Source organism: Bacteroidota bacterium (assembly GCA_016183775.1).
Taxonomy (GTDB): Bacteria; Bacteroidota; Bacteroidia; order JABDFU01; family JABDFU01; genus JABDFU01.
The window spans coordinates 68174-93508 of the sequence record JACPDY010000079.1; the positions used below are offsets into that span (position 1 = coordinate 68174).

At 39.7% G+C, this 25335-nt stretch carries 22 protein-coding genes and 1 pseudogene; 7 read left to right on the forward strand and 16 right to left on the reverse strand.

Features of this window, described 5'->3' with window-relative positions; genetic code table 11:
- Positions 1-9 precede the first annotated feature (9 nt).
- The 3 genes from HYU69_09885 to HYU69_09895 all read right to left on the reverse strand — a co-directional run bounded on the left by HYU69_09885 (position 10) and on the right by HYU69_09895 (position 3210).
- Positions 10-435, reverse strand: a complete 426-nt coding sequence (locus tag HYU69_09885; GenBank protein MBI2270648.1) for a four helix bundle protein — start codon at positions 433-435, stop codon at positions 10-12.
- Positions 436-478: 43 nt separating this feature from the next.
- Complete coding sequence (locus tag HYU69_09890) at positions 479-2458, reverse strand: fumarate reductase/succinate dehydrogenase flavoprotein subunit (GenBank protein ID MBI2270649.1); 1980 nt, start codon at positions 2456-2458, stop codon at positions 479-481.
- An 89-nt stretch (positions 2459-2547) separates the two neighbouring features.
- On the reverse strand, positions 2548-3210 hold the full coding sequence (locus HYU69_09895; GenBank protein MBI2270650.1) for a succinate dehydrogenase cytochrome b subunit: 663 nt from the start codon (positions 3208-3210) through the stop codon (positions 2548-2550).
- A 243-nt stretch (positions 3211-3453) separates the two neighbouring features.
- Between HYU69_09895 and HYU69_09900 the strand changes: the two genes are divergently transcribed.
- Both HYU69_09900 and HYU69_09905 read left to right on the forward strand, forming a co-directional pair.
- On the forward strand, positions 3454-4746 hold the full coding sequence (locus HYU69_09900; protein ID MBI2270651.1) for an aminopeptidase P family protein: 1293 nt from the start codon (positions 3454-3456) through the stop codon (positions 4744-4746).
- 143 nt (positions 4747-4889) lie between these two features.
- Positions 4890-5693, forward strand: a complete 804-nt coding sequence (locus HYU69_09905; protein MBI2270652.1) for an alpha/beta hydrolase — start codon at positions 4890-4892, stop codon at positions 5691-5693.
- On the opposite strand, the gene HYU69_09910 is transcribed toward HYU69_09905, so the two are convergent.
- Both HYU69_09910 and HYU69_09915 read right to left on the reverse strand, forming a co-directional pair.
- Positions 5687-5995, reverse strand: coding sequence for a type II toxin-antitoxin system RelE/ParE family toxin (locus HYU69_09910; GenBank protein MBI2270653.1), 309 nt, complete (start codon positions 5993-5995; stop codon positions 5687-5689). The genes HYU69_09905 and HYU69_09910 overlap by 7 nt on opposite strands.
- A complete protein-coding gene (locus HYU69_09915) occupies positions 5989-6219 on the reverse strand; it encodes a hypothetical protein (GenBank protein ID MBI2270654.1) in 231 nt (76 codons plus the stop codon). Before HYU69_09915 ends, HYU69_09910 begins: the two co-directional genes overlap by 7 nt.
- Positions 6220-6282: 63 nt before the next feature.
- On the opposite strand from HYU69_09915, the gene HYU69_09920 reads away from it, so the two are divergent.
- The 3 genes from HYU69_09920 to HYU69_09930 all read left to right on the forward strand — a co-directional run bounded on the left by HYU69_09920 (position 6283) and on the right by HYU69_09930 (position 10210).
- The gene (locus HYU69_09920; protein ID MBI2270655.1) at positions 6283-6552 is read left to right on the forward strand and encodes an alpha/beta hydrolase; all 270 of its coding nucleotides are present in this window, start codon (positions 6283-6285) and stop codon (positions 6550-6552) included.
- 234 nt (positions 6553-6786) lie between these two features.
- Positions 6787-8481, forward strand: coding sequence for a T9SS type A sorting domain-containing protein (locus tag HYU69_09925; protein ID MBI2270656.1), 1695 nt, complete (start codon positions 6787-6789; stop codon positions 8479-8481).
- 112 nt (positions 8482-8593) lie between these two features.
- The gene (locus HYU69_09930; protein MBI2270657.1) at positions 8594-10210 is read left to right on the forward strand and encodes a DUF839 domain-containing protein; all 1617 of its coding nucleotides are present in this window, start codon (positions 8594-8596) and stop codon (positions 10208-10210) included.
- Positions 10211-10331: 121 nt separating this feature from the next.
- On the opposite strand, the gene HYU69_09935 is transcribed toward HYU69_09930, so the two are convergent.
- The 5 genes from HYU69_09935 to HYU69_09955 form a co-directional block, all read right to left on the reverse strand.
- Positions 10332-11795, reverse strand: coding sequence for a T9SS type A sorting domain-containing protein (locus tag HYU69_09935; protein MBI2270658.1), 1464 nt, complete (start codon positions 11793-11795; stop codon positions 10332-10334).
- A 23-nt stretch (positions 11796-11818) separates the two neighbouring features.
- Positions 11819-12205 (reverse strand): hypothetical protein, encoded by a 387-nt coding sequence (locus tag HYU69_09940; protein ID MBI2270659.1) that lies wholly within the window; start codon positions 12203-12205, stop codon positions 11819-11821.
- Positions 12174-12749 (reverse strand): hypothetical protein, encoded by a 576-nt coding sequence (locus HYU69_09945; GenBank protein ID MBI2270660.1) that lies wholly within the window; start codon positions 12747-12749, stop codon positions 12174-12176. Before HYU69_09945 ends, HYU69_09940 begins: the two co-directional genes overlap by 32 nt.
- Before the next feature lie 255 nt (positions 12750-13004).
- Positions 13005-14051, reverse strand: a complete 1047-nt coding sequence (gene thiL, locus HYU69_09950; protein ID MBI2270661.1) for a thiamine-phosphate kinase — start codon at positions 14049-14051, stop codon at positions 13005-13007.
- An 89-nt stretch (positions 14052-14140) separates the two neighbouring features.
- Positions 14141-15556, reverse strand: coding sequence for a glycosyltransferase (locus tag HYU69_09955; protein MBI2270662.1), 1416 nt, complete (start codon positions 15554-15556; stop codon positions 14141-14143).
- Between the two features lie 181 nt (positions 15557-15737).
- Here HYU69_09955 and HYU69_09960 point away from each other — a divergent pair.
- Positions 15738-16852 (forward strand): annotated as a pseudogene (locus HYU69_09960) (cysteine desulfurase).
- On the opposite strand, the gene HYU69_09965 reads toward HYU69_09960, so the two are convergent.
- The 6 genes from HYU69_09965 to HYU69_09990 form a co-directional block, all read right to left on the reverse strand.
- Positions 16830-17351, reverse strand: a complete 522-nt coding sequence (locus HYU69_09965; protein ID MBI2270663.1) for a hypothetical protein — start codon at positions 17349-17351, stop codon at positions 16830-16832. The pseudogene HYU69_09960 and the gene HYU69_09965 sit on opposite strands and share 23 nt — an antisense overlap.
- Positions 17352-17428: 77 nt before the next feature.
- Complete coding sequence (gene hppD, locus HYU69_09970) at positions 17429-18589, reverse strand: 4-hydroxyphenylpyruvate dioxygenase (protein ID MBI2270664.1); 1161 nt, start codon at positions 18587-18589, stop codon at positions 17429-17431.
- Between the two features lie 171 nt (positions 18590-18760).
- On the reverse strand, positions 18761-19075 hold the full coding sequence (locus HYU69_09975) for a DUF2442 domain-containing protein (GenBank protein MBI2270665.1): 315 nt from the start codon (positions 19073-19075) through the stop codon (positions 18761-18763).
- Complete coding sequence (locus HYU69_09980) at positions 19072-19356, reverse strand: DUF4160 domain-containing protein (protein ID MBI2270666.1); 285 nt, start codon at positions 19354-19356, stop codon at positions 19072-19074. Before HYU69_09980 ends, HYU69_09975 begins: the two co-directional genes overlap by 4 nt.
- A 4-nt stretch (positions 19357-19360) precedes the next feature.
- Positions 19361-20518 carry a homogentisate 1,2-dioxygenase gene (locus HYU69_09985; protein ID MBI2270667.1) on the reverse strand — a complete coding sequence of 386 codons (1158 nt, stop codon included), beginning with the start codon at positions 20516-20518 and terminating at the stop codon, positions 19361-19363.
- Between the two features lie 261 nt (positions 20519-20779).
- Entirely contained in the window at positions 20780-23740 is a 2961-nt protein-coding gene (locus HYU69_09990) for an SBBP repeat-containing protein (protein MBI2270668.1), read from the reverse strand.
- Between the two features lie 182 nt (positions 23741-23922).
- Between HYU69_09990 and HYU69_09995 the strand changes: the two genes are divergently transcribed.
- Positions 23923-25329 carry a hypothetical protein gene (locus HYU69_09995; GenBank protein MBI2270669.1) on the forward strand — a complete coding sequence of 469 codons (1407 nt, stop codon included), beginning with the start codon at positions 23923-23925 and terminating at the stop codon, positions 25327-25329.
- The last annotated feature ends 6 nt before the right edge of the window (positions 25330-25335 follow it).

Sequence of the window (25335 nt, forward strand, 5' to 3'; positions counted from 1 at the left end):
TGATGGTTGTTAGTTGTCTGTTGTTTGGGTATACTCTATTGCTATATCCGACACTATATCGGATTTAGACACAGCGCTTCCTAAATAGTTTGTATATCCATTTAATAATCTTAAAGTAGTTTCGATTAATTCTTTAGTTGATTTATATTCTTCAGGTGTTATGTAATTTTCATCCAAAGCAGTAATTAACTGATCGACCAACTCGAATAAGGAGCCTTTGCTATGGCGGCAAAAGCGAATATTGTCTTTGAAATGAAACCTTCCATATCCTTCTGCAATATTGTGTGTAACTGAGCGGGAAGCTCTCCTCATGTCATCAGTCAATGCGTATTTTTCCTCCGGTGGAAATTTGCGTACCATTTTCATGATACATCTTCTCACTTCAGTACCTGCTTTCCAGCAATTCAAATCTTCAAATGACTTTATTTGACTCATGTTATTTATTACAACCGACAACTAACAACTAACAACCAACAAACTACTTATAACTCCTCTGACTCGGATGCACAACATCAAAAACCAATTCTTCCTTATGAAGTTCAAAACTGCCTACTCCTTTGTATTCCCAAGCCGATACAAAACTGAATTTGTCATCATCCCGTTTGGCTTCTCCTTCTTCAGTTTGTGATTCTTCGCGGAAGTGGCCGCCGCAGGATTCTTTACGATTGAGCGCGTCCATACACATTAATTCGCCAAGTTCAATAAAGTCGGCAACACGACCGGCCTTTTCTAACTCAGGGTTCAATTCATTTTGTGTACCGGGAATGCGAACATCTTTCCAGAATTCTTCACGTAATGCACGTATTTCGCTGATAGCTCCCGTTAAACCTTTCTCGTTGCGACCCATTCCGCATTTGTCCCACATTATTTTACCGAGTTTTTTATGGAAATGGTCAACAGACTTTGTTCCTTTAATATTCATCAACTTGTCAAGCTGCTCCTGTACTTTCTTTTCAGCGTCAACAAATGCCTGGTGATCGGTTGGTATTGATTTGGTGCGGATATCACCCGATAAATAAGAGCCTATGGTATATGGAATGACAAAATACCCATCAGCCAAACCCTGCATCAATGCTGATGCACCCAGTCGGTTCGCGCCGTGATCACTGAAGTTGGCTTCACCCAGCGCATACAAACCGGGAACAGTAGTCATCAATTCGTAATCAACCCACAGGCCGCCCATGGTATAGTGAACTGCAGGATAAATACGCATCGGGGTTTCATAGGGGTTTTCACCGGTTATCTTTTCATACATCTCAAAAAGGTTTCCGTATTTTTCTTTTACGACGTCCTTACCTAATTTTTTTATTTCAGCTTCGGAAGGGTTTTGTATGCCGAGTTTATTGGCTTCAATACGGCCATAACGCATAGTGTTGAATGTGAAATCAAGATACACCGCCATTTTAGATGTGCCAACGCCGTAACCCGCATCGCATCTTTCTTTAGCGGCACGGCTGGCTACATCGCGCGGAACCAGGTTGCCAAATGCAGGATACCTTCTTTCCAGGTAATAATCTCTTTCTTCTTCAGGAATATCAATGGGTTTACGATTGTCGTCTTTTTTCTTTGGCACCCATATGCGTCCATCATTACGCAGAGATTCACTCATCAATGTGAGTTTTGATTGATGGTCGCCTGAAACAGGGATACAGGTAGGGTGGATCTGTGTGAAACAAGGATTTCCAAAGTAGGCTCCCTTTTTATGCGCTTTCCAGGCTGCAGTTACATTGCAGCCCATTGCATTGGTTGACAAATAAAATACATTACCATATCCGCCTGTACATAATAAAACCGCATGTCCAAAATGTCTTTCTAATTTTCCGGTCACAAGATCACGTGCAATAATGCCGCGGGCCTTGCCATCGATCATTACAATATCCAGCATTTCGTGGCGTGAATACATTGTTACCGTACCAATGCCTACCTGGCGTTCAAGCGCGCTGTAAGCGCCCAAAAGTAATTGCTGGCCCGTTTGCCCTGCAGCATAAAAAGTACGCTGTACCTGCGTTCCTCCAAAAGACCGGTTGCTTAAATACCCTCCATACTCGCGCGCAAAAGGAACGCCTTGTGCCACACATTGGTCAATAATATTTGCGCTCACTTCAGCAAGGCGGTATACATTTCCTTCGCGTGCACGGTAATCTCCGCCTTTTACAGTGTCATAGAACAAGCGATAAACACTGTCCCCGTCATTCTGGTAGTTTTTTGCCGCATTGATACCTCCCTGTGCCGCGATACTGTGCGCGCGACGTGGTGAATCCTGAAAGCAATAGCATTTTACTTTATAACCCAGCTCTGCTAACGACGCAGCGGCTGACGCTCCTGCAAGCCCCGAACCAACAACGATAATTTCAATGCTGCGTTTATTCGCAGGATTTACAAGCGGAACAGTTGATTTGTATTTGGTCCACTTGGTCTCAAGAGGGCCTTCAGGGATCCTTGAATTTAGTTTTGTCATATTCTTAATTACTCTTATATAAATTCTTATTCTTTATTTCTTTCTTCTCCCTTTTGCTCCCTCTCCGAAGGAGAGGGCCGGGGTGAGGACTATTTCACCCAGCCCATATACATTGCCAATGGCATTATTGCAAAAATAAAAGGAATGATAATTGAAAATGCTGTGCCAACAAGGTTTATTACAGGAGTGTATTTTTTATTATTTAAACCAAGTGTTTGAAAAGCTGAATAAAAACCATGCAGAAGGTGATAAGCCAATGAGATCATTGCAAGGTCGTACAGTACAACTACCCAAGCCTCACTGAATACCACTTTCATTTCGTCAAACAAAGTAGTATGTCCTCCTGTTATCTGATCGGTAAACCGACTCGTTACCCAGAAATGTTTAAGATGGATGATAAGGAACATCAGGATGAGTGTCCCCAGCAGACCCATAGAGCGTGAATACCATTTGCTGTTTTCATTTGCAGCGTTAACGGCATATTTAACAGGGCGGGCCCTATTGTTATCAAGCGTTAAAATGAGGGCCTGGTATATGTGCAGAACAAGTCCGATGAATAAAACTATTTCAACGGCTCTGATAATGGGGTTGGTTCCCATAAACTCAGCCCCTGCATTAAAATTTACGCCCCCATCGTTATAAAACATAAGCGCGTTAATGCCACAGTGAACAACCAGGAAAGAAATCAGGAATAGACCCGTAAGGGACATCACTACTTTTTTGCCAAGCGAGGAGGTTAAAAAACGATTCATGTGTATATAATTTTTAATTTCTTGATTGTCACATGGAATACGCCATATTAATTTTCGGTTGGTATGCCGAAGGTATATGGCTATTTCATAATTAGTAGCTTTAATTCAAAATTAAGTAATCTGTTTTCTTAAGGAAATAGTGTTAATTTTATGCGTCACAAAAGTAGCTTGCATAATTAATTCAAACAAGTAAATTACTTAATTATATTGCTCTCATTATTAACATTTGTTAATTCCTGAAAAATGAAGTACAATCCGATCGACAACAAGCTTTTTATTGAAAACAGGAAACACTTCGCTAAAAAACTAAAAGCAAACTCACTTGCTGTTTTTAATTCGAATGATATAATGCCTACCAGCGCGGATGGCACTATGCCATTTGTTCAGGATGCGGATATTTTTTATTTGTCGGGGATTGACCAGGAAGAAAGCATCCTTGTGATCTTTCCTGATGCAAAAAGCGAAGAGAATCGTGAGATCCTTTTTTTGAAGGAAACCAATGACCACATTGCTATCTGGGAGGGACATAAATATACAAAAGAAGAGGCGACTGCGGCTTCCGGAATAAGAACGGTTTATTGGTTGAGTCAGTTCAAAACTGTTTTTAAAACATTGATGAGCCATTGTCAGAATGTTTACCTGAATACGAATGAGCATACTCGTGCCGTTGCCGAGGTAGAAACCCGGGAAGACCGGTTTATTAAGTGGTGTAAAGAATATTATCCTGTTCATAATTACAAACGGGCGGCTCCCCTGATGCACGAATTGAGAGCCATCAAGTCCAAAGCTGAGATTGAGTTGATCCAAAAGGCCTGCGATATTACCGGGAAAGGGTTCAGAAGGCTGCTCGGGTTTGTTAAACCCGGGGTATGGGAATACGAAATTGAAGCTGAATTAAGCCATGAGTTTATCCGCAACCGCTCGCGTGGCTTTGCGTACGGCCCTATTATAGCCTCCGGTTCCAGCGCCAATGTATTGCATTATATTGATAATAATAAACAGTGCAAAAACGGAGAGGTAATATTGCTTGATGTAGCTGCGGAATATGCGAATTATGCTTCCGATCTGACACGCTGTTTGCCTGTAAGCGGAAAGTTTTCCAAACGTCAGAAAAGTGTTTACAATGCCGTACTGCGTGTACAGCGTGCTGCGATTAAAATGATGAAAGTCGGTAATACATTGGAAAAGCTGAATCGTGAAGTAGGAGATGTAATGCAGGAAGAATTGATAAAGCTCAGGCTTTTGAAAGGTTCTGCTGTTAAAAAACAGGATCCCCGAAATCCGCTGTATAAAAAATATTTTATGCATGGCACTTCCCACTATATGGGTCTTAATGTGCATGATGTGGGCGACTTCTCCCGTCCTTTTGAAGAAGGAATGGTTCTGACCTGCGAACCCGGTATTTATATTCGTGCAGAGAAGCTGGGAATTCGACTCGAAAATGATATTCTAATCACTAAAAAAGGTCCGGTCGACCTGATGAAAAATATTCCCATTGAAGCAGATGAGATAGAGGAGATAATGAATAAAAAATAAAGTATCACGCGACTTGGGCTAAAGCCCAAATAAGTTTTTATTTCATTACCCCGACCTGAAGGTCGGGGTAATGAAAAGTAGAAGTAACCGGGCTTCAGCCCAACACTCATTGGTAGAAGCTACCTTTACCCTACGCTTATTAAATGACAAAGTATACAGTATTCAAACAGGTTAAAGTACGTTACACCGATAAAGGAAAAGGTAGAACAATTGTGCTGCTTCATGGTTTCATGGAAAGCCTGGAGATATGGAACGATTTTTCCAAAGAACTTTCAAAGTCATTCCGGGTTGTTTGTATTGATCTTCCGGGATTTGGTGAAACGCCATGTATAGGCTACGTTCACACCATGGAGATGATGGCAAAATGCGTAAAATCGGTGATGGACAAGGAGCGTTTGAGGCGCTATGTTGTTATTGGTCATTCAATGGGAGGTTATGTTACAATGGCCTTTGCCGAACTGTTCCCCGATAATTTGAAAGGGTTAGGGTTATTCCATTCTTCTGCTTTGGCGGATACTCCTGAAAAAAAGGAAAGTAGGGATAAGGCGATCACCGTGGTGAAGAATAACGCACGGCAATACATTAAAATATTTTTTGAACCGTTATTTGCACCTCAAAATGCGGAAGCACATAAAAATGACATAAAAATTTTACAGGAAAGAGCAAGCCATTTTCCAAAGTTAGCTATTGTTAATGCTTTGGAAGGTATGAAGGACAGAGTGAAGCGTGATTGGATACTGGAAATGGCTAAGTATCCTGTACTGTTTATAATTGGCAAACATGATGTCGCTATTCCATATGAATCGGTTTTGAAGCAAACGGAATTGGTAAAAGATGCAGATGTTTTGTTCCTTGAAAATGTTGGACATATGGGTTTTTTGGAAGCGAAGGAGCAGACGATAAAAGCTGTAAAGAAATTTTCGAGAAGATGTTTTACAAGTCAATAACCTAACGGTTCTCTGCTTGTATGCCTGATTCTGACAACACGAATTTCTTTAGATACGGCCTTTAATTGATAGGTAATTCTATAACTGTAAACTACAAATGCCCGGAATTCTTTATTCGGGCTATTTTTTAATTTATCTAACTCACAAATAAGCGGATTTGTTTTAATAATTTCTAATCGCGTGAGAACGCCTTGCTTTACAATTTTAGGAGCTTGCTGACTTTGTTTGGATAAATAAGCGAGAATTTCTTTGAGGTCGTTAAGAGCATATTTGTCCCAAATTATCTTAAAATTTTTTACCATTTGGACAATTCCTTGATAGCGTCTTGGTGCGTAACGAAATTGCCCTTTTCAATCCTGGCAACTGCTTCGTCAATTTCTTTATTATACTGTTTGCGGTTAACCCGTGGATTTTCTTTATCAACATTCAAAAAGCTTTTTACCATTTCTAAAAGCAATGTTTGTTGCTTCTTAGATAATAAAGGCAAATAACTATCGAATTGTTTTTTTATCGCTATAGCTGTCATTTTGCTGAATTTTTAACACTCAAATTTACAAACAAACGGTTTGAATTCCAAAATGCTTTTGAAATGCAAGAGCAAAGCTATACATTAAACGGAATAAATTTCCGCAGAGTGAAACGTGATTGGATACTGGAAATGGCTAAGTATCCTGTACTGTTTATAATTGGCAAACATGATGCAGCTATTCCATATGAATCGGTTTTGAAGCAAACAGAGTTGGTAAAAGATTCAGATGTTTTATTCCTTGAAAATGCCGGTCACATGGGGTTTTTGGAGGAGAAGGAGCAGACGCTTAAAGCTGTAAAAAAATTTGGGAGAAAATGTTTTTATAATTAATCTCAATAGCAAAAAGTACTCAATGTAACTGATTGATTAGTAGATTTTTGAATTTTTTTGGGGGGGGTAAAATTAGGTTTTTATAGAGATTTGATCTAAATTAGCTTTAATATTTGGCATCCGAAAATGGTATTTAATCCCATCTTTTAAATTGGATTTTCCTGAAGAGTTGAGCATTGCAATAGGTGATTTTAATACTGCTTTCGAGTATGAATAAAATAACTTAAGTAGGAAATGAAAATATCAATTACAATTATTTTTAAAGGTATTTTATTTGTTATTGTTGCTCTTCTTCATTTACAAATGAATGGGCAATACCATTGGGACTACCCTGGTCCAACCAATGGATTTAATGGTGATGTTCGCGCTGCAGCAGTTTTTAATGGTAAACTTTACGTTGGTGGAAATTTTACTTTGGTTGATGGCACAACTCCAGCTAATCGTATTGCCTGTTATGATGGAACGAGTTGGGCGGCAGTTGGGAGCGGATTAGACAACAATGTTCGACTCCTGTATGTTTATAACGCTGAATTGTATGTAGGAGGATATTTCACTACTGCCGGCGGAGTTTCTGCAGTGCGTATTGCAAAGTATGATGGTACCACATGGAGTACCGTAGGAACAGGTGTTGGAATGAGTGGTGTTCCGTATGCTATGGCTACTTACGGTGGAAACCTGTATGTAGGTGGAGAATTCGGCAGTGTGGATGGACTTACCGTTAACCGCATAGCTAAATGGGATGGAAGTGCATGGAGTACAGTTGGCAATACCGGTGTTGGTATGAATGGCGCAGTTTATGCATTGGGTGTATATGGTGGAAATCTTTATTGTGGCGGGTCATTTAGTTATGCTGATTATGTTTGCTGTCCGACTGGTGTTGCTTGTGGCAAACTTGCGATATGGGATGGGGTAAATTTTTCTGCCCCCGGAACTGGAATTACAGGATCTTATGTTTATAAGGATATGGCCGTATATAATGGTGAGTTGTATGTACCGGGCCTATTTTCTGCCATGAATGGTGTCGCGGCAAATAATATTGCAAAATACGATGGAACAACTTGGACTGCTTTAGGTTCAGATGTAGCTGGCGGAGGTGCTAATGCAGAAGTAAACCCTTTGGTAGAATTTAATTCCGAATTATATGTAGGAGGAGATTTTACTTCTGTAAATGGAATGTTCGCCAGTAAAGTTGCTAAATGGAATGGAACAGCATGGTCGCTTGTTAGTACCGATACACTAAATAGTTTTGTTACTACCTTGACCGTGTACGATGATGGAGTTCACGGTGCTCATATTTTTGCGGGAGGGAAATTTACTCTAAAGGGAGTAGGGAAAGCTGTAAACAAAATGGCCATTTTACCCGTAGAATGGCTATACTTCAATGCCTTACATAATGTTGATGAAGTCAGGATTGAATGGGCTACAGCATCTGAAACCAATAATAATTATTTCACTTTAGAGCGTTCAGGTGATGGTATTTTATTCGACGGGATTGCAACAATAACCGGCGCAGGCACCAGTTCAAAGAGAATTAATTATTATACATCCGATAAAAACCCTCTTGCCGGAATTTCATATTATCGTTTAAAACAAACTGATTTTGATGGGAAGTTTACGTATTCAGAAATAGTTTCTGTAAATGTTGAAAATACCCAATCGGCTGATTTTTCAATTTATCCAAACCCTGTAAATATTTCAGATGGAAGTAGTTTTTCAATTACATTGGCTGGTTTGCAAAGAGAATCAACGGCGTTGGTAGTGCTTTACGATGTATTTGGTAAGCAATGCGTGTCGAAAAGAGTACAGACCGATAGTCATGGTAGTATTAATTTTACATTTGAAATTGGCGCATCGCTGAACAGGGGTGTATATATGATCAGGGCCACAAGTGGTAATAAACAGTTCAGTAAAAAGGTGATGATCGGATAATTGCACTTTTTAATTTTTAGAGAGTTGAACTATTCGGGCAGCCCCGGATCATAAAAACAATACCAGAATAAAATTTGCTAACCTTATTACATAATCATAAAAACTTTTCAAAATGAAGAAGATCTGCGCACTGATTTCATCGTTTTCTGTTTTCTTGTTTTCAACCGCCCAAACTATCGGAACATTTACCTCGGTTCAATCGGGTGTTCAGGTTCCTCAATTAATACTTCCTTCCACTCATACTTTCCAGCTATTGGTGAAAAATGGCGACCTAAGAACAGATGGCCTTCCTATAAAGGGTTGGCATGATTTTACCGGGTATATACCTAAAAATGGAAGTAGTAATGATGGGTATGTATTGCTTAACGAAGAAATCGGCGGTTATAGTAGTGAAGGAGGCGGGGGTGTGTCATTGGTTCGTACACATTTTAACAGTTCGACTCAATTGTGGGTTGTAGATTCCATAAATCAAATCGATTTTAGTATGCTGGATGGAACGTATGGAAATTGTTCCGGGGGTATTACGCCCTGGGGTACAGGTATAACCGCCGAAGAACAGGTAACCGCAACTGATCCTAATGGTGATGGATATAATAAAAATGGTTGGTTGGTTGAAATAGATCCTGCAACGCGTAAAATCAGGGACTATGGCAGCGGTCCTCAAAAGCTTTGGGCAATGGGCTGTGTAGACCACGAGAATGTTGCAATAAAAAGTGATGGAACAGTGGCCTATACCGGAGCTGATAAAACCGCTTATGGATTTTTATACAAGTTTGTACCAACAGTTGCAAATGATCTGACGGATGGAAAATTATATGTTTTTAAACAAATTACAGATACTACAGGCGATTGGGTACAAGTGCCAAATACGACAAAGGTTGAAAGAAACACCACCAATACACTTGCAACAGGGCTTGGCGCGACCAATTTTCAGGGTATTGAGGATGTTGAAATAGGGCCCGATGGTAAAGTTTATTTTGCCGAAAAATACAGCGGTAGGGTTTATCGATTAAACGATAATGGAGCCAACGTAATTAATTTCGAAACTTTTGTTGAGTCTGCCAGTTACCTTATTAATACTGATGCCGGACAACAATCAATTCCCTGGGGAGATGGCAACGATAACCTTTGTTTCGATGGTGAGGGGAATTTATGGGTGCTACAGGACGGCAGCGGAACAAGTTTACAGTATAACTATATCTGGATGGTAAAACCCGGCCATACAGCCTTATCTCCAATGGTAGAGCTGTTTGCAAGGACACCTCTTGGTAGTGAACCAACAGGGATCACGTTTACACCTGATTATAAATATATGTTTATTTCTATGCAGCATCCTTCAGGAACCAATAAAGCGAAGCAGGTAGATGCAGGAGGTGATACGGTTCAGTTCAATACACATACAACCATCGTGATAGCGCGAAATGAAAATCTTGGAAGTATAACCACATCCTTATCTAAAGTACAATTGAAAGATGCCATGACAGTATATCCAAACCCTGTTAAAAAAGGGGCGTTGCTGAATTTAGCATTTGATGTATCCGGAATTCAGGAATTGGATATTGAAGTGCTGAATATAAATGGAACTAAAAAAGTTAGTCTGCACATGACTTCAAAAAATGGTGAAAATATTTATTCGATCTCTACAGATGAACTGCCGGCCGGAATATATTTTGTCAGAATAACCGGAGTGGATGGGTTTAAAAAGAATGCGAAGATCACCATTCAATGATTTTGTAGTGATAATATACCGGCACTTATTGAGGTTAGAACCGGCTATATGTGTACTACGTAGCTTATGAGCGTAGTAGTACCGATAGCGTTGGCCTTCCGCAAACTCATGTAACCATATACTATCTTATAATTAATTTTTGTCTGAATACGGAGTTGTCAGAAGTTGCGGAGATGGTATATATCCCTGGGGAAAACGTATTAAATGGATCAATGGCAATTACCTGTCCTGTGTTATTTTCGAGGATGATTGCCTTGGAAAAAACTTCCCTGCCGCTTGCATCATAGATCACCACCAATACCTGTTGATTGTCTTCAGCCCCGGTTAAATTAAGTGTGAACCCGGTATTGAGATCAGCAGGATTTGGATATACACCAAATCTGAGTCCACCCGGCTCCGATTCGAAATTTACTGCCACCCAATTGTAGTATTTGTATTTTCCGTCAAAGTCGGTTTGTCTTAACCTGTAATAGGAAGTTCCGGTCATAGGTTGTTTGTCAACAGTCGAATAATTAAGTGTGTTGTTGCTGTTTCCGGCTCCATCAATAGTGGCGATCGATTCAATACCGATCATATCAGAACTTCGTTCAATCGTAAAATAATCGTTGTTGATCTCAGTTGCAGTACTCCATTTCACATCCACAGTATTTCCATTGGGTAAAACGGAAAATGATAATAACTCAATAGGTAATGGATTTTCTGTGGTTGTTGAAGCAAGAGTAAACGGACTGAATGAGGTAATCACGGCGCCTGAAATTACCGTGCCGGCTGTTGTATTACCTGTAGTTCCTCCGTTTCCGTGATCGCGCCACACTGATCCATCCCAGCGGGCAACCCTTAGGGTAGAGAGGTTGGTAACATCCCCGCTTCTCGCATTTTGCCATGATAAGGTAGCACTTACATTGGAAGTGCCGTTGGTACGATTCAATATCCAGTATTCATTGTGGCTGATATGTTCCAGGGTGGCATCTTTCAACTGGTTGTCATAGGTGGGATGAGGATCTGCTTTTAAATATTCGGCAGTAAAATGATCAGTTGTTACCGAGGGCGCTGTGATTGAAATTCCGGCATATACACCGCTCTTGCCCACAGGGAAAGTAAAAGCATCGTTACCGATCTTTCTCACCTGGCCGTCAACAAAACTGGAGTTGGAAGCTCCGCTAACTGTAACATTATCGCCGATCTGCAGCATGTTTGTTGATGTAGAAATAATATTACCTGACATAAAAGTCAATGTCTGACTGCTTCCATCCATCAGTAAAAGTGATTGTAATACTACATTCCCGGTAGATTTATTTATCTTGATCTTCCCATCAAAATTGCCTGTGGCTCCTGTAAGATCAAAATTCTGGTCGCCGCCTGTTCCTGTAAATATTAAGGTTCCCGTGCCGCCGTCGAATGTGGATTGAACGGTTACGGTATTTCTACCTTCAATAATGCCGGCTAAGATTCCGTCGGTAAAAATAAGATCATTAATCACATCAATAGTATCCCCCGCTGCAGTGCTGATTGCGTTATTTCCGCCACAACCGGGCTGTACATTCAGTGTACAATTATAAAAAGCGGTAGAGGTCAGCAGATCCACAGTAAAGTTGCTCGAACTGCAGCCTAGTTGCCGGTAGGTGCGGTGAAATCACCTGCCGATATAGTTAAAGCCTGTACAGACAATACAGTAGTTCCTATTGCAGGAGTAAGGGCACCGGCAGATTTGTCGATCACCAGGTGACATGTTCTTGGAGCCGCCGCGTTAACCGAGTAAGTTTGCGCGCCTGTTCCATTCATGATGATCCTTCCGGTTCCGCCATCTGAGTTGGCATTGATTGTTAAATTATTTTTCACTTCAACCATCCCGTTCAATACTCCATCAGTATGCACCAGGTCATTAATCACATCAATAGTATCCCCCGCTGCAGTGCTGATTGCGTTATTTCCGCCACAACCGGGCTGTACATTCAGTGTACAATTATAAAAAGCGGTAGAGGTCAGCAGATCCACAGTAAAGTTGCTCGAACTGCAGCCTGATCGGATCAAAGATCAGGGTACCATTGTTATGCGAAAAAGTACCGCCACTGTGTGTGAAAATGGTAACATTACTATTCCATGAACCACCAACTGATAAATTTGCAGAAGTGCTAAGAAAAGTGCCGCCATTTAAACTAAATGTACCTCCATTAATTGTGATGTTGGAACTTCCTCCTGTAAATGTACCACTCGACATGCTGAAATGAGATGAGCCGATAGTAATTGTATTTGCTCCCTGCGAAATAATACCTGTATATCCGGTAATTGAAAAACCCGCCACATTAACAACGGCATCGATTGTGCAGTCACCATTATTGCTTCCGGCTCCATCAAAAATAGCGACATCGGATGCGCCTGGTACTGAAGCTCCACCGGGACTATTTGAATTGGTTGACCAATTTGCGGTATTGTTCCAGTTGCTTGCTGATGCGGATACCCAATAGCGATTCGCCGAAAAGCAAATCGCGCCTGGCAAAGTACAAAATAATAATAAGGTGTATTTTAAGTGAGTTATCAATGTTTGAAATTATTATACTAGGTATAAATACTTAGTTGTTTTCATTATCTTATACTAGGTAAAATTATGAATTGTTGCGTCAAAAATCCAATAATTCTTACAGATGTAAGAAATTGGTTTATGATTGAATGAAGCAGAAACTGAGATACGATTAACAGGAGTTGATCCGGATCAATTTGCAAATATCTGATCTGTAGGTGATTATATATTATCAGCTAGTTAAAATGAGTACGAAAAAATGAAGATAAATTGAACTTATTTCTTTAGCAATGCATCCCAGCCTTGTGCCTTCAGGGGATGTACCGTTCCGCTTTTTGATACCAGGTTGCAGCCCGAATTTTTGTCCGAAATATGTCCTATGATGGTAATATCGGGATTGTCTTTGATCTTTTCATAATGACTTATGTCAACTGTAAACAGCAGTTCATAATCCTCTCCACCATTCAGTGCACAAGTGGTCGGGTCGAGATTAAATTCACGGGCGCGGTTAAAGGTCATCGGATCAAGGGGAATCTTTTCTTCGTACAAATTACAGCCAACACCTGATTGGGTACATATATGTAAAATTTCTGAGGCCAGCCCGTCAGAAATATCGATCATAGCGGTAGGGACGATATCCAGCCCTTCAAATATCAGCGGAAGATCCTTGCGTGCTTCAGGCTTAAGCTGCCGTTCGAGTATATAATCATTGCCTTCCAGGTCGGGCTGCACACCGGGATTTTCCTTGAATATTTTTTTCTCCCGCTCTAAAAGCTGCAATCCGACATACGCCCCGCCCAGATCGCCCGACACACAAAGCAAATTACTTTCTTTAGCTCCATCACGATAAACAATATTCTTTTTATCAGCCTCACCGATCGCGGTTACATTTATTACCAATCCGCTTTGAGATGAAGTGGTGTCACCGCCAACAAGATCAATACCATACCGGTCACAGGCAAGTGTTATACCCGAATATAATTCTTCAATGGCTTCCAGCGAAAATCGGTTCGATAATGCAATAGATACCAGTATTTGCCTGGGTGTAGCATTCATTGCATAAATGTCACTCAGGTTAACGGTTACCGATTTGTATCCCAAATGTTTTAAAGGGGTATAGGTCAGGTCGAAATGAACACCTTCAACCAGCATGTCCGTTGAAATAACAGTTTGTTTGTTTTTATAGTCAATGACAGCCGCATCATCACCAACACCTTTCACAGAACTCTCATTCTTCAAATTAATGAATTGTGTAAGGTGTTTGATAAGGCCAAATTCGCCTAATGCTTCCAGTTCTGTGCGTGATGATTTATTTTCGAACATATTTTCTATAATTTTTTAGTTCTAACGGGATGTTCCCATTTTTGAAAAATTGAACCCTCTCCATTTGGAGAGGGCAGGGTGAGGCCAGGCTATATAAATTTAATTTTCCTCGCCGCAAACACGCACATACGCAACAATATCAATCCATGCCTGAAGCGCGAAATATTTGTTTCGCCATAAGTACGTTCCCGGTAACGGATAGGAATTTCAATGATCTTTAAATTGAGTTTATGCGCCCCGAAGATCAGGTCGAAATCCCCGAACGGATCGAAATCGCCAAAAAATTTCTTATTCTTGACCAATTTATAGTAGTCTTCCCGAAAAATAACTTTGGTTCCGCACAAAGTATCTTTAAAACGCTGATCGAGTAGCCAGGTAAAGGCCATGCTGAAAAATTTATTCCCTAATAAATTAAGAAAGCGCATGGCTTCTTTCTCCATTTGATAAACCAATCGTGACCCGTTAATAAATCCGCCCTTACCCGAAGCGATGGCATCGTAAAATTTCGGAAGGTCTTCAGGCGGAACGGTCAGGTCCGCATCCAGTATCATTAAAACATCCCCGGTGGCGATACCATATCCTTTACGAACAGCGTCGGCTTTTCCTTTGCCTTCCTGCTGCGTAATCTTTATATCGTGTGAGGAAGCGTATTTTTTTTGTATCTCCTGTATCTTTTGCCAGGTATCATCTGTTGAGTTTCCTTCCACAAAAATTATTTCGGTGTGTTTGCCGAGTTTGGGTAAACGTGTAATGGCGTTTTCAATGTTGCCGCTTTCATTGCGGGCGGGTATAACGACAGTTACGGAATATTTATCTTTCCATTCCTGCTCATTAGTTGATGCAAGTGGTTTCGCAAATGTAAAGTGATTCAGACAGAAGTATTTAAATACAGGCAGCTTTGCCAAAATTGTATTAAACAGAGTTGATAAAAGGGGGATGTAATAGGGGAGAAGCATGCGTTTTGAATTCCGGTATACTTCAAAGCCCGCCACATAAAGTAAATTGCTGATATCATCAAGTGATAACCAGTTTTGTTTGGGAGATGGAGTTTTTAATCCGATCATCTCACCAACACTCAGCACAGGCTCCCATAAATAATTGTAATAGGTAACTATTATTTTTGTTTGCGGGTGACAGACTTTATGCAACTGTTTAAAGACTTCCTCTACATCCTCCAAAAATCCAACTAAATTGGAAATAATTATCAGGTCATACTTTTTGTTGAGTGTTAGCTCTTCGGCTTTCATTTCATGGAACTCAAGCTGCGGGAATTGTTCCCGGGCCAGTTTGATCATGGTCGGACTGAAATCAATGCCGGTTTTGTTTTTGCCTTTTATTTCATTCAGTAATTCACCTGTTCCGCAGCCAATTTCAAGTACTGCATAATCTTCGTGCGCGAAGTAGTCGCAATACCGGGTAATATCATTCCAATAATGGGAATTCAGTCTTCGCTTTTTATTGCGTGTGGCCGCTACCTTTTCGAAGAATGCGATCTTATGTTCGATATTGCCTACCAAGGGTAAAAGTTAAGAGTACGAAAATAAAGAATTTAAGTGCTTGGTTTACAAAGCGCAAAATTTGTTTCACAGAGCTGCACAGAGAAGGCACAGAGGGCCACAGGGAAGGGAAGGTTTTGCTCTGTGTAACTCTGTGCCTTCTCTGTGTAATTCTTATTGCTAATTTTACATGGTGAACAAACTCATTTACCTCGACTACAATTCCACAACCCCCGTTGATGACAGGGTGTTGAAAGCAATGCTGCCCTATTTTTCTGAAAAATTCGGGAATGCTGCCAGTAGAACACATTCTTTGGGTTGGGTTTCCGAAGAAGCGGTAAAGACAGCCCGCAAGCAAGTTGCACAGCTTATTAATTGCAATGAACAGGAACTCGTTTTTACTTCCGGCGCAACCGAGGCGATAAACCTTGCTATTAAAGGTGTGTTTGAAGCCTATCAAACAAAAGGTAAACATATTGTTGTCACAGCAACAGAACACAAAGCTGTTTTAGATACCTGTAAAGCACTTGAAGCGAAAGGAGCCCAAATAACTTACCTGCCAGTTGACAGAGAAGGATTGATCGACCTCAGCCAACTCAATAACTCAATAGCACAATCAACTATTCTCGTCTGTGTGATGTTCGCTAATAACGAAACAGGAGTAGTTCAGCCTATAGAGCAGATAGCCGCCATTGTTCATTCAAAAGGCAGCATTTTTATGAGCGATGCGACACAAGCTGTGGGGAAAATTAATGTGGATGTGCAGGCTGAAGGGATTGATCTTTTATGTTTGTCGGCTCACAAATTTTACGGACCCAAGGGAGTGGGTGCTTTATATGTACGGAGAAAAGACCCAAGAGTAACGTTAGCTGCACAAATACATGGAGGAGGACATGAACGGGGTTTGCGTTCCGGAACGCTGAATGTGCCTGCTATAGTTGGCTTGGGCAAAGCCTGTGAAATTGCAAGCGTACGCTTTTGGAGCAATCGTTACTGGATTCAGGCGGGGTTTTTGTGAATGGTTCACAAAAGAATCGTTTGCCGAATATTTCTAATCTTTCATTCTCAGGTATAAAAGCAGATTCATTAATTACCAAACTACCGGATATTGCTCTTTCAACCGGTTCAGCATGTTCATCTGCAATTCCTGAACCTTCGCATGTTTTAATGGCTATGGGGCTTACACATGAACAGGCCTATTCGGCTGTTCGATTTAGTTTGGGGAAGTATACAACTGAAGAGGAAATAAAAATTGTGATCGGAAAATTGAGGAGCTATTTGCTTAACTATTCTGCAATTCCTTAAACGAATCAATAGTCTGGTCAATATCGTGTGTATATGACTCTTTGTTGCCTGCGCTGGTCCAGGTGAGGATCTGGTAAAAACTATTATTTGTTTCAATAACAGCGATCTTGTAATAAACGGGGTTTTGGTTAATGTCGCCTGTGATTTCGGCTACCATAGCTGTTGAGCCATTGATCTGTCTTTTAACCGGTACGCTGATCTTTCCATGTTCGATGGATTCAACGAAAGGCTGTGAGGCTACAGCCTTAAAGTAGGTGTCGAGATTGTATTTCAGATTGTAATTTTGCATTTCGTCTTTATTCTCATCTATCACAATAGTGTAAATGTCCTTTTCTTCATTTTTATACTGCAATGAAGCATCCGTATGCAGTTCAGTTGCCGGCTGCATATATTCAGGCAATTGTATGGCGTACTTGTTATTAATATTTACGTTAGTGAATTTTGCCTGGTGCGTACAAGCGAATAAAACTATTGTGGGTATGAAAGAGAAGTATTTCATAAGACTAAATTACAACTAAATTCTTTCATCTGCACTTTAGGCTATCTTCCGACTCCTGACTTCCGACTACTTTTTTCCTATAAAGTCCCCCTCTTTTCCTGCTCCCTTTCAATAGATTCGAACAATGCCTTGAAATTACCTGCGCCGAACCCTCTTGCTCCCATACGTTGAATGATCTCGAAAAACAAGGTCGGACGGTCTTCAACCGGTTTGGTAAATATTTGTAATAAATAACCCTCTTCATCCGCATCTATCAGGATCGATAGCTTTTCCAGCACATTAATATCTTCCTTCATCATTTTCATGTGTGTGCCAAGGCGGGCCGGTATTTCTTCGTAATAGGAGTGTGGCGGAGCGGATAAAAATTCAACACCGCGGGCTCTTAACGTGGTTACGGTTTTAATTATATCATCTGTAGCAACAGCCAGGTGTTGACAGCCGGGTCCCTCGTAAAATTCAAGGTATTCTTCGATCTGGGATTTTTTCTTTCCATGAGCCGGTTCATTGATCGGGAATTTGATACGGCCATTGCCATTGCTCATCACCTTACTCATCAATGCGGAATACTCCGTGTGAATCTGCTTGTCATCAAACGAAAGGAAATTCGCAAATCCCATAACATCTTCATACCACTTCACCCATTTGTTCATTTCGCCCCAGCCTACATTGCCAACCATGTGGTCAATGAATTTTAATCCGACAGATGTTGGGTTGTAATCCGACTTCCAGGATTGATAGCCGGGTAAAAATATTCCTTTATAATTTTTACGTTCAACAAAAATGTGAATGGTTTCACCGTAGGTATATATGCCTGAACGGACAACTTCACCGTGTTCGTCTTTCTCTACGGTTGGTTTCATAAAGGGTTTCGCCCCGCGCCCGGTGGTTTCTTTAAATGCCTTAGCGGCATCTTCAACCCAGAGTGCTATCACTTTTACACCATCCCCATGTTTTGCAAGGTGTTTATTTATTGGAGAGGTGCTGGTGAGCGGGGTGGTTAATACCAAACGGATCTTATCCTGCGCCAAAACATAGGATGCCCTGTCTTTTAAACCGGTTTCCAATCCCGCGTAAGCCAACGATTGGAATCCAAATGCTGTTTTATAGAAGTGAGCCGATTGTTTTGCGTTACCTACATAAAACTCTACATAATCGGTTCCTAATAAAGGAAGGAAATCCTGTGCGCCTTCAAATATTTTTTCCAAACCGTAGTTTACACTTTTTACTTCTTTTGCCATGATAAAAAAATTTTGAATTAGTGAATTGGAGAATTTGTCGAAATGTAATGTTGTTGAATTATGATTTGTTGGAATTTTTAATTCTTTAATTCAACAAGTCAATAATTCAAGACTTTTTCCCCGACCACATGGCCATAGCTTGTGTAAGTAGAATGGAATTTATTTCGGCAGTCATTTTTTCTTTTTACGTTTATAAATGGCCCGGGGAGGTTCACTAACAAATTGATATTTGTAATCATCATATTTTCCCAATATCTGCTCAATATGATACACTTCATCGCAATCATCAAAAGTGAAGCCTTCACCACCAATAATGGACCATTTTTTTCTTTGTTCAGAATTAAGTTTCTTAATATCCGAGAAAAAGTCAATAGGGGTTACTATTATCCTTCCGTCATCCAGGTAAATATCAATTTTGCCTCTTTTAGTAAATCCGATCTTTTTGATACGAGGTTGATAACCGAAAGCGCCTTCTATTCGTCTCATTTTTTAATTTTAATTGTATTGATAATTTTGCCGGAATAAAAACTTTCCAATTGTTCTTTTAATTGTTTTTCAAACCTTAAAATTAGTTTTCCCACTTCATTGATTTCTTTTGTAGTGAAATCACCCCGTTTAGCTAACTCTATTCGGGGTTCCATCCAAAATTTTGCAGGTTCAAATTCTTTTACAGATTTTTTGACCACATGTATGTGAATTCTGCTTTCAAATTTATCAACTGAAAATATGATAAAAACAATATTTTTATAAATTAAAATCTTTGGCATTATTTTACTCCACCCAGCTTTTGTAATATTTCCCGTCATCAATTTTCATTGCATCTTCAGTAACCATGAGCGGTCTGAACGTATCTACCATCACAGCCAGTTCCTGTGTTTCTTTTTGGCCGATGCTGCGTTCCATTGCTCCCGGTGCAGGCCCATGCGGGATACCTTTCGGGTGAAGCGTAATGTGTCCTTGTTCAATATTGTTGCGGCTCATAAAATCACCATCAACATAGTACAATACTTCATCGCTATCTATATTGCTGTGGTTATAAGGTGCGGGAATAGCCTGCGGATGATAATCATATAAGCGCGGACAAAATGAACAAACGACATATGCGTTTGTTTCAAACGTTTGGTGAACGGGAGGCGGCTGATGCACCCTGCCCGTTAAGGGTTCAAAATCGTGAATAGAAAATCCATAAGGAAAATTGTACCCATCCCAACCTACTACATCAAAAGGATGCGTGGCATATACAACCTCATGTATCATTCCTTCTTTTTTGATCTTGATTAAAAAATCACCCTTCTCATCATGCGTTTCAAGATCGAGAGGCAATTTATAATCTCTTTCACAAAATGGCGAGTGTTCTCCCAGTTGTCCGAATGAATTTTTATAACGTTTAGGAGTATAGATCGGACTGAAACTTTCGAGATATAAAAGACGGTTATCGGCAGAATTAAATTCAATTTGATAGATCATGCCGCGGGGTATGATCAGATAGTCACCATACTCAAACGATATAGTCCCTAAAAAGGTTTTCAACCTGCCGGAACCTTTGTGAATAAACAACATCTCATCCGCGTCTGCATTTTTATAGAAATATCCTGAGCTTAACTTGCGGGGTGCAGCCAGGCCAAGATGTACATCATTGTTTACCAGTAATGCCTTTCTGCTATCTAAAAAGTCGTCAGCCGGTTTTATTTCAAAGCCTTTAAGCAATAGCGATTTTATATTTTTATCGATCGCAATTTTTGGCGCGACATTATAGGATTTCAGTATTTCTTTTACCTGTGTTGGGCGGTGAACATGGTAAAGCAGAGATGCCATTCCATTAAAGCCTTCGGTGCCATACAATTGTTCGTAATAATGCTTGCCTTTAGGACTTTTAAATACCGTATGGCGCTTATGGGGGATGTTTCCGAGTTTATGGTAAACAGGCATGATATTGTTTTATATGATTCAAAATTACTAATTACAAGGCAGTAATAAAAATGATCTTTATCAGATGGATTTTGCAGACTCGTTGGTCATGTAAGATCAATGTTTTGAAGGGTTAAAGGTAAAGCCATCCCTGTTTTTCAGCAATTCCTTCAGGTTGTACTACTACGCTCATTGCTTGGGAAACATTGAGCTCTTTGAAAGCATCGTAAAATAAGGGTTTTGTTTAATAAATTGTCGCATAAGCTACGTAGTACGCAGTAATTAAGGGGCTGTAAGATTCACATTTACACTGCACCCGTTTTTATCTGTAATATTTATGGAATAATTGCCTGAGCAGAGGTGATTTTTATATCTTTTGTCATATCCATCCGGCCACAAATATGTGTATGGATTTGTGCCACCTGTGGCATTTACCATTATCCATTCTTTGCAACCGCAGCCGGTGCAGTTGGCGGTGCCTTTGGTGAATTTGGCAACTAAGTTACAAGCTGCACATTGCGTTACAGTTATATAATTGGTTTTTGTTAAACTGTCTTTTTTACAAACCGTGGTAACCACTAATTTAACATCATATGCGCCAACACCAGCAAATGTAACTATTGGTTTTACAGCGCTTGATGTTGAAGGGCTACCTCCCGTAAATTTCCATTGATATTTATAGCCTGTGGTATCGCAGGAATTGGCTACTGATGGGGTAAAAGTAACCGGTACATTTACACATGCACTTGTTGTGTTTGCAATATAATCTAAGGCAAGTATTTTTCCTTCACATATATTGGCACATATTGACGTTATAAATGCATCATATTTTTCACCACCATACTTTGTTTGAAAGGCACCTGAAGATACGGGATATCCTCCATCTGTTGTACCAGTAATATAGAGTGAATTTCCAAATATAGTTACCATTTTTCCGGACCCAAAGCCATCCGAATCATCCTCTCCGGTGCCGCCTATGTATGTGGAACAAATCTTTTTACCAAGAGGGCTAAATTTTACTATTAGTTGATCTTCTGGAATTCCTCCTCCATTCGGACTAGGATTCGTATTTGATCCTCCATTAAACTCCGGCTGATAGGAGCAAGCATCAATAAGATTAGCCCCCGGTTGATCCTCAATTTCCATAAGCAGGTAAACATTATTGCTTCCATCAGTTGTCAGGCTAAAGCCTATCTCGTCTTGAATACCCCCGCAATAAGTAGCCCATTGCATAACCCCAAATGAGTTAAATTTCACTAGATAGGCATCACCCATGTTAAAAATGCCCAGCCCTCCGAAAACAACTTGTTGAACTATATTAGGGCCATTAGCTCCAACAGGAAAAGCACCCCCAGTACCTCCTGTAATTATGACATTGTCTGAAAAGTCGATGGCGATACCGCTACCATAAATATATTCTAATTGATTTCCCCCATAATATGTAGCCCAGAGGCGGTTGCCATTGGGGCCAAACTTCACCACAAAAGCATCAAAGACTCCTCCTCCATAGGACGTCTGCCATGTAACGTTTGGACCCCCTGCATTAGTGGCAGAAAAACTTCCTCCACCCGTACATCCTGTAATTAATATGTTTCCCGCATTGTCTGTAGCAATGCCGTTACCATAGTCATTTTTATCACCCCCATAATAGGTGGCCCAAAGTCTGTTTCCATTGGGATCAAATTTTACCACGAATGCATCATTCAACCCTCCTCCAAAAATGTTTTGCCATGTAATATTTAATCCTCCGGCATTAGTAGCTGAAAATGTGCCACCTCTAGTGGTCCCAACAATTATAACATTTCCTAAATTGTCGGTGGCAATGCCCTCACCTTGAACCCACTCATCACCACCGTAATATGTAGCCCAAAGCCTTTTGCCATTGGAATCGAACTTTACTACGAAAGCAGTAGCATATGTACCTACATAAATGGCCTGCCATGTAACATTTACTCCTCCAGCATTTGTGGCCGGAAATCCCCCATAATTCTCTCCGGTAATTATAATATTACCTGCGTTATCTGTGGCAATGTCATTAGCTTGATCCCATTGATTACCTCCATAATAGGTAGCCCAAAGGCGATTTCCATTTGGACCTAACTTAACAACAAAAGCATCAAATAATCCTCCTTTGTAGCTACTTTGCCATGTAATATTCAATCCTCCCGCATTCTTGGCTGGAAAAGTTCCACCTCTTGTCATCCCAGTAATAATAACATTTCCTGAATTGTCTGTGTCAATACCACTGCTTAAATCGAAGTTGTTTCCCCCATAATAAGTAGCCCAGGGGTCGATCACTAAAGGGTGTTCCTGGTTCCAGGTTCCAAGCTCAAAGGTTACTTCGTAGATATGAGATTTGAGACATGAGATATGAGAATTATTTGTAGTGTTGTTTTTTTCTCTCACATCTAACATCTCATATAATTTGTACTCAGCTTTTACATCAACTACTTTTCCATTTATTACCTGGTACACTTTTGGGATTGATTCAGTAAATTCATTTACGCTGGTTTTAATGACCAGGTCACCTTCGCGATTTAGGTATATGCTTTCAGCACCTTTCCAGTGAAGTTTTATTTGGCTTGGGTCGGCATGTGGTTTTACAATGAGGTCGTATTTTATTCCGTTTGTTTTGTCGCCGTAATACGCCATATCAATACCGTTGTAAATATTTTTATAGGTTATTTTATTGTATTGCTTTACATGGGTAATGCCTTGTGGGCAATAAGCATAGTAAAAATTCTGGTAGCCGTCTACTTCTTCTTCATTTATGAGCTTTGGGTTTGTAGTTGAACCTTCAAAGTCCATATCAACACGGTGTACTTTAAAGTTTTCTTTTTGCAGTAGTTCCTTTTTCTTTTTATGTTCGTCCATTTCGGTTATAGTCCCTGCTTTTATTAAATCTTCAACTTGTTCATCTATATTATGCATTACCTCGCCCATATTACTGTATACGTAGCTTATGCCTGTTTTACGCAGATATATGTCAGCTCCGGCGGTTTCACCTTTGTACAAAACATCCGGGCAAAGTTTGCCTTCCATATCGGCTATCTGGCCTTTGTTGGGGGTGAAGCATAGGCCACTGCCGTTTAAAAGATTACGGGTTTCAGGTTCAAGGTTCCGGATTAGTGTGTTTTTTGAAACAACATTATTTTGGGCATGGCTATGACCCATTAATAATAAAGTTAAACCGATGAAGGGTTGCAACCTTAGTTTGAGTGATGTGCTTTTTTTTTGTCTCATAATTTATTTAGTTAAGCTATAGAAAAGTTACTATTACAAGTTTACTTTGTACTACTTAGTAAGTCAAATTACTTTTCTAAAAAAGGTGTGCTAATGAATATGAAATTTATTAGCCACTATTAAATTATTTCGTAGTTCTCTACCGGGTTATTTCCTACATTAGTAATCAAAATTATTGAAAAATGAAATCAACCCCGGATGAATTGTTCCTGCTTATAAAATCACTAACAGCTCAGGAAAAGCTTTATTTTAAAGCATTCAGCGTAAATAAAAGGGAGCGCAGTAAGTCATCCGGTTATCTTCAACTATTTAATGTAATGAATAGAATGAAGGTGTTCGATAAAAAAAAGCTGCGATCGAATCTTGAAAAAATTGGTTTTAAAAACACTATTAAGGAATCAAAAAGGCGTGCTACTGAGGCAATATTAAAGAGTTTGACGGACTACAATCCGAAGTTGAACAAAGATATTGAACTGCAGCAGTTAATTCATCGCATCCATGTTTTGGTAGAAAAGAAATTATTGGATATGGCATTTAAATTGTTGGTAAAGGCAAAAAAAATCGCGTTGGATAATGAGCGCTATTCGCAGTTATTAATTCTTTCCGGTCTGGAAGAAAGTATATTGAGGGAGAAATCAGATGTGAGCGCATTCGAAAATTACAATAAATCGGAGGCTGAAAAAAAAGTCAAGTACTCCGAATGCCTAAAAAATGTTTCCGAGTATAAAAATTTATCTCTTTTACTTTCTCCTATTATACTTCAGCAATCGAAAAGCAATGCCGAAGATCATACTAAAACAATCAGGCAAATTCTTCGGCATACTTTGTTACAAAATCCGGCGAGTGCAATCACTCTCCAATCATTGGAGCTCTATTATTACATAAAATTCCGCTGTTCCTTTTTGCTGAATAAAATCGGTGACGATGATTATAACGATCAAATGAATTGGCTAGCTTGCATTGAAAGAGATAAGTCGAAACTGGCAAATTATCGATCAAGTTATCTTATTACGATTAGTAACCTGATTGTTGCAATTCGTTTTACTGGCAAAGTTGAGAAACTCGACTTCATATTTAATAAAGCCCTTTTACTTATTCAATCAATTCCGGAAATTGAAAAAACTTCACGTCTATTATCAACGGCAGTCAATGTCTTTGGAAATTATATGGATGCTCAATTAAATATTCCCGATCCAAAAGGAGTGCTGAATGTATGGGAAAAATTGAAAGACTTTGGTATATATAAAGTAACAAACCCTTCTAATCTAATAACATTACATGCAAATATGGTGCAGGCTTATTTTTTGCTAAATCATTTTAAAGAGGCACTGCACTTTGTAAATAAAATCATAAATGAAAAAAATAATATTATGCAGGATGCTCAACGATTTGCAAGATTAAATTTGCTTATGATCAATTATGAACTGAAAAAGCATGAACTGTTGCCATATATTGTAAAATCTGCAAAAAATTATTTGGTCAAAAATAATATTGCTATTAGTCAATTCGACAAATGTGTTTTAAATTATTTTGAACGAAAACTTCCTGAAATAAATAACAAGCAAGTAGAGAAGGCTGTATTTAATTGAAATATT

Bases quoted from the DNA above. Each gene is read 5' to 3' on its own strand.
- HYU69_09920 (MBI2270655.1), top strand. From the start codon at position 6,283: ATGCAAGAGCAAAGCTATACATTAAACGGAATAAATTTCCGCAGAGTG.
- hppD (MBI2270664.1), bottom strand. From the start codon at position 18,589: ATGGCAAAAGAAGTAAAAAGTGTAAACTACGGTTTGGAAAAAATATTT.
- HYU69_09890 (MBI2270649.1), bottom strand. From the start codon at position 2,458: ATGACAAAACTAAATTCAAGGATCCCTGAAGGCCCTCTTGAGACCAAG.
- HYU69_09980 (MBI2270666.1), bottom strand. From the start codon at position 19,356: ATGCCAAAGATTTTAATTTATAAAAATATTGTTTTTATCATATTTTCA.
- HYU69_09905 (MBI2270652.1), top strand. From the start codon at position 4,890: ATGACAAAGTATACAGTATTCAAACAGGTTAAAGTACGTTACACCGAT.
- HYU69_09885 (MBI2270648.1), bottom strand. From the start codon at position 435: ATGAGTCAAATAAAGTCATTTGAAGATTTGAATTGCTGGAAAGCAGGT.
- HYU69_09915 (MBI2270654.1), bottom strand. From the start codon at position 6,219: ATGACAGCTATAGCGATAAAAAAACAATTCGATAGTTATTTGCCTTTA.
- HYU69_09900 (MBI2270651.1), top strand. From the start codon at position 3,454: ATGAAGTACAATCCGATCGACAACAAGCTTTTTATTGAAAACAGGAAA.
- HYU69_09990 (MBI2270668.1), bottom strand. From the start codon at position 23,740: ATGAGACAAAAAAAAAGCACATCACTCAAACTAAGGTTGCAACCCTTC.
- HYU69_09985 (MBI2270667.1), bottom strand. From the start codon at position 20,518: ATGCCTGTTTACCATAAACTCGGAAACATCCCCCATAAGCGCCATACG.
- HYU69_09895 (MBI2270650.1), bottom strand. From the start codon at position 3,210: ATGAATCGTTTTTTAACCTCCTCGCTTGGCAAAAAAGTAGTGATGTCC.
- thiL (MBI2270661.1), bottom strand. From the start codon at position 14,051: ATGTTCGAAAATAAATCATCACGCACAGAACTGGAAGCATTAGGCGAA.
- HYU69_09930 (MBI2270657.1), top strand. From the start codon at position 8,594: ATGAAGAAGATCTGCGCACTGATTTCATCGTTTTCTGTTTTCTTGTTT.
- HYU69_09925 (MBI2270656.1), top strand. From the start codon at position 6,787: ATGAAAATATCAATTACAATTATTTTTAAAGGTATTTTATTTGTTATT.
- HYU69_09965 (MBI2270663.1), bottom strand. From the start codon at position 17,351: ATGAAATACTTCTCTTTCATACCCACAATAGTTTTATTCGCTTGTACG.
- HYU69_09995 (MBI2270669.1), top strand. From the start codon at position 23,923: ATGAAATCAACCCCGGATGAATTGTTCCTGCTTATAAAATCACTAACA.
- HYU69_09975 (MBI2270665.1), bottom strand. From the start codon at position 19,075: ATGAGACGAATAGAAGGCGCTTTCGGTTATCAACCTCGTATCAAAAAG.
- HYU69_09910 (MBI2270653.1), bottom strand. From the start codon at position 5,995: ATGGTAAAAAATTTTAAGATAATTTGGGACAAATATGCTCTTAACGAC.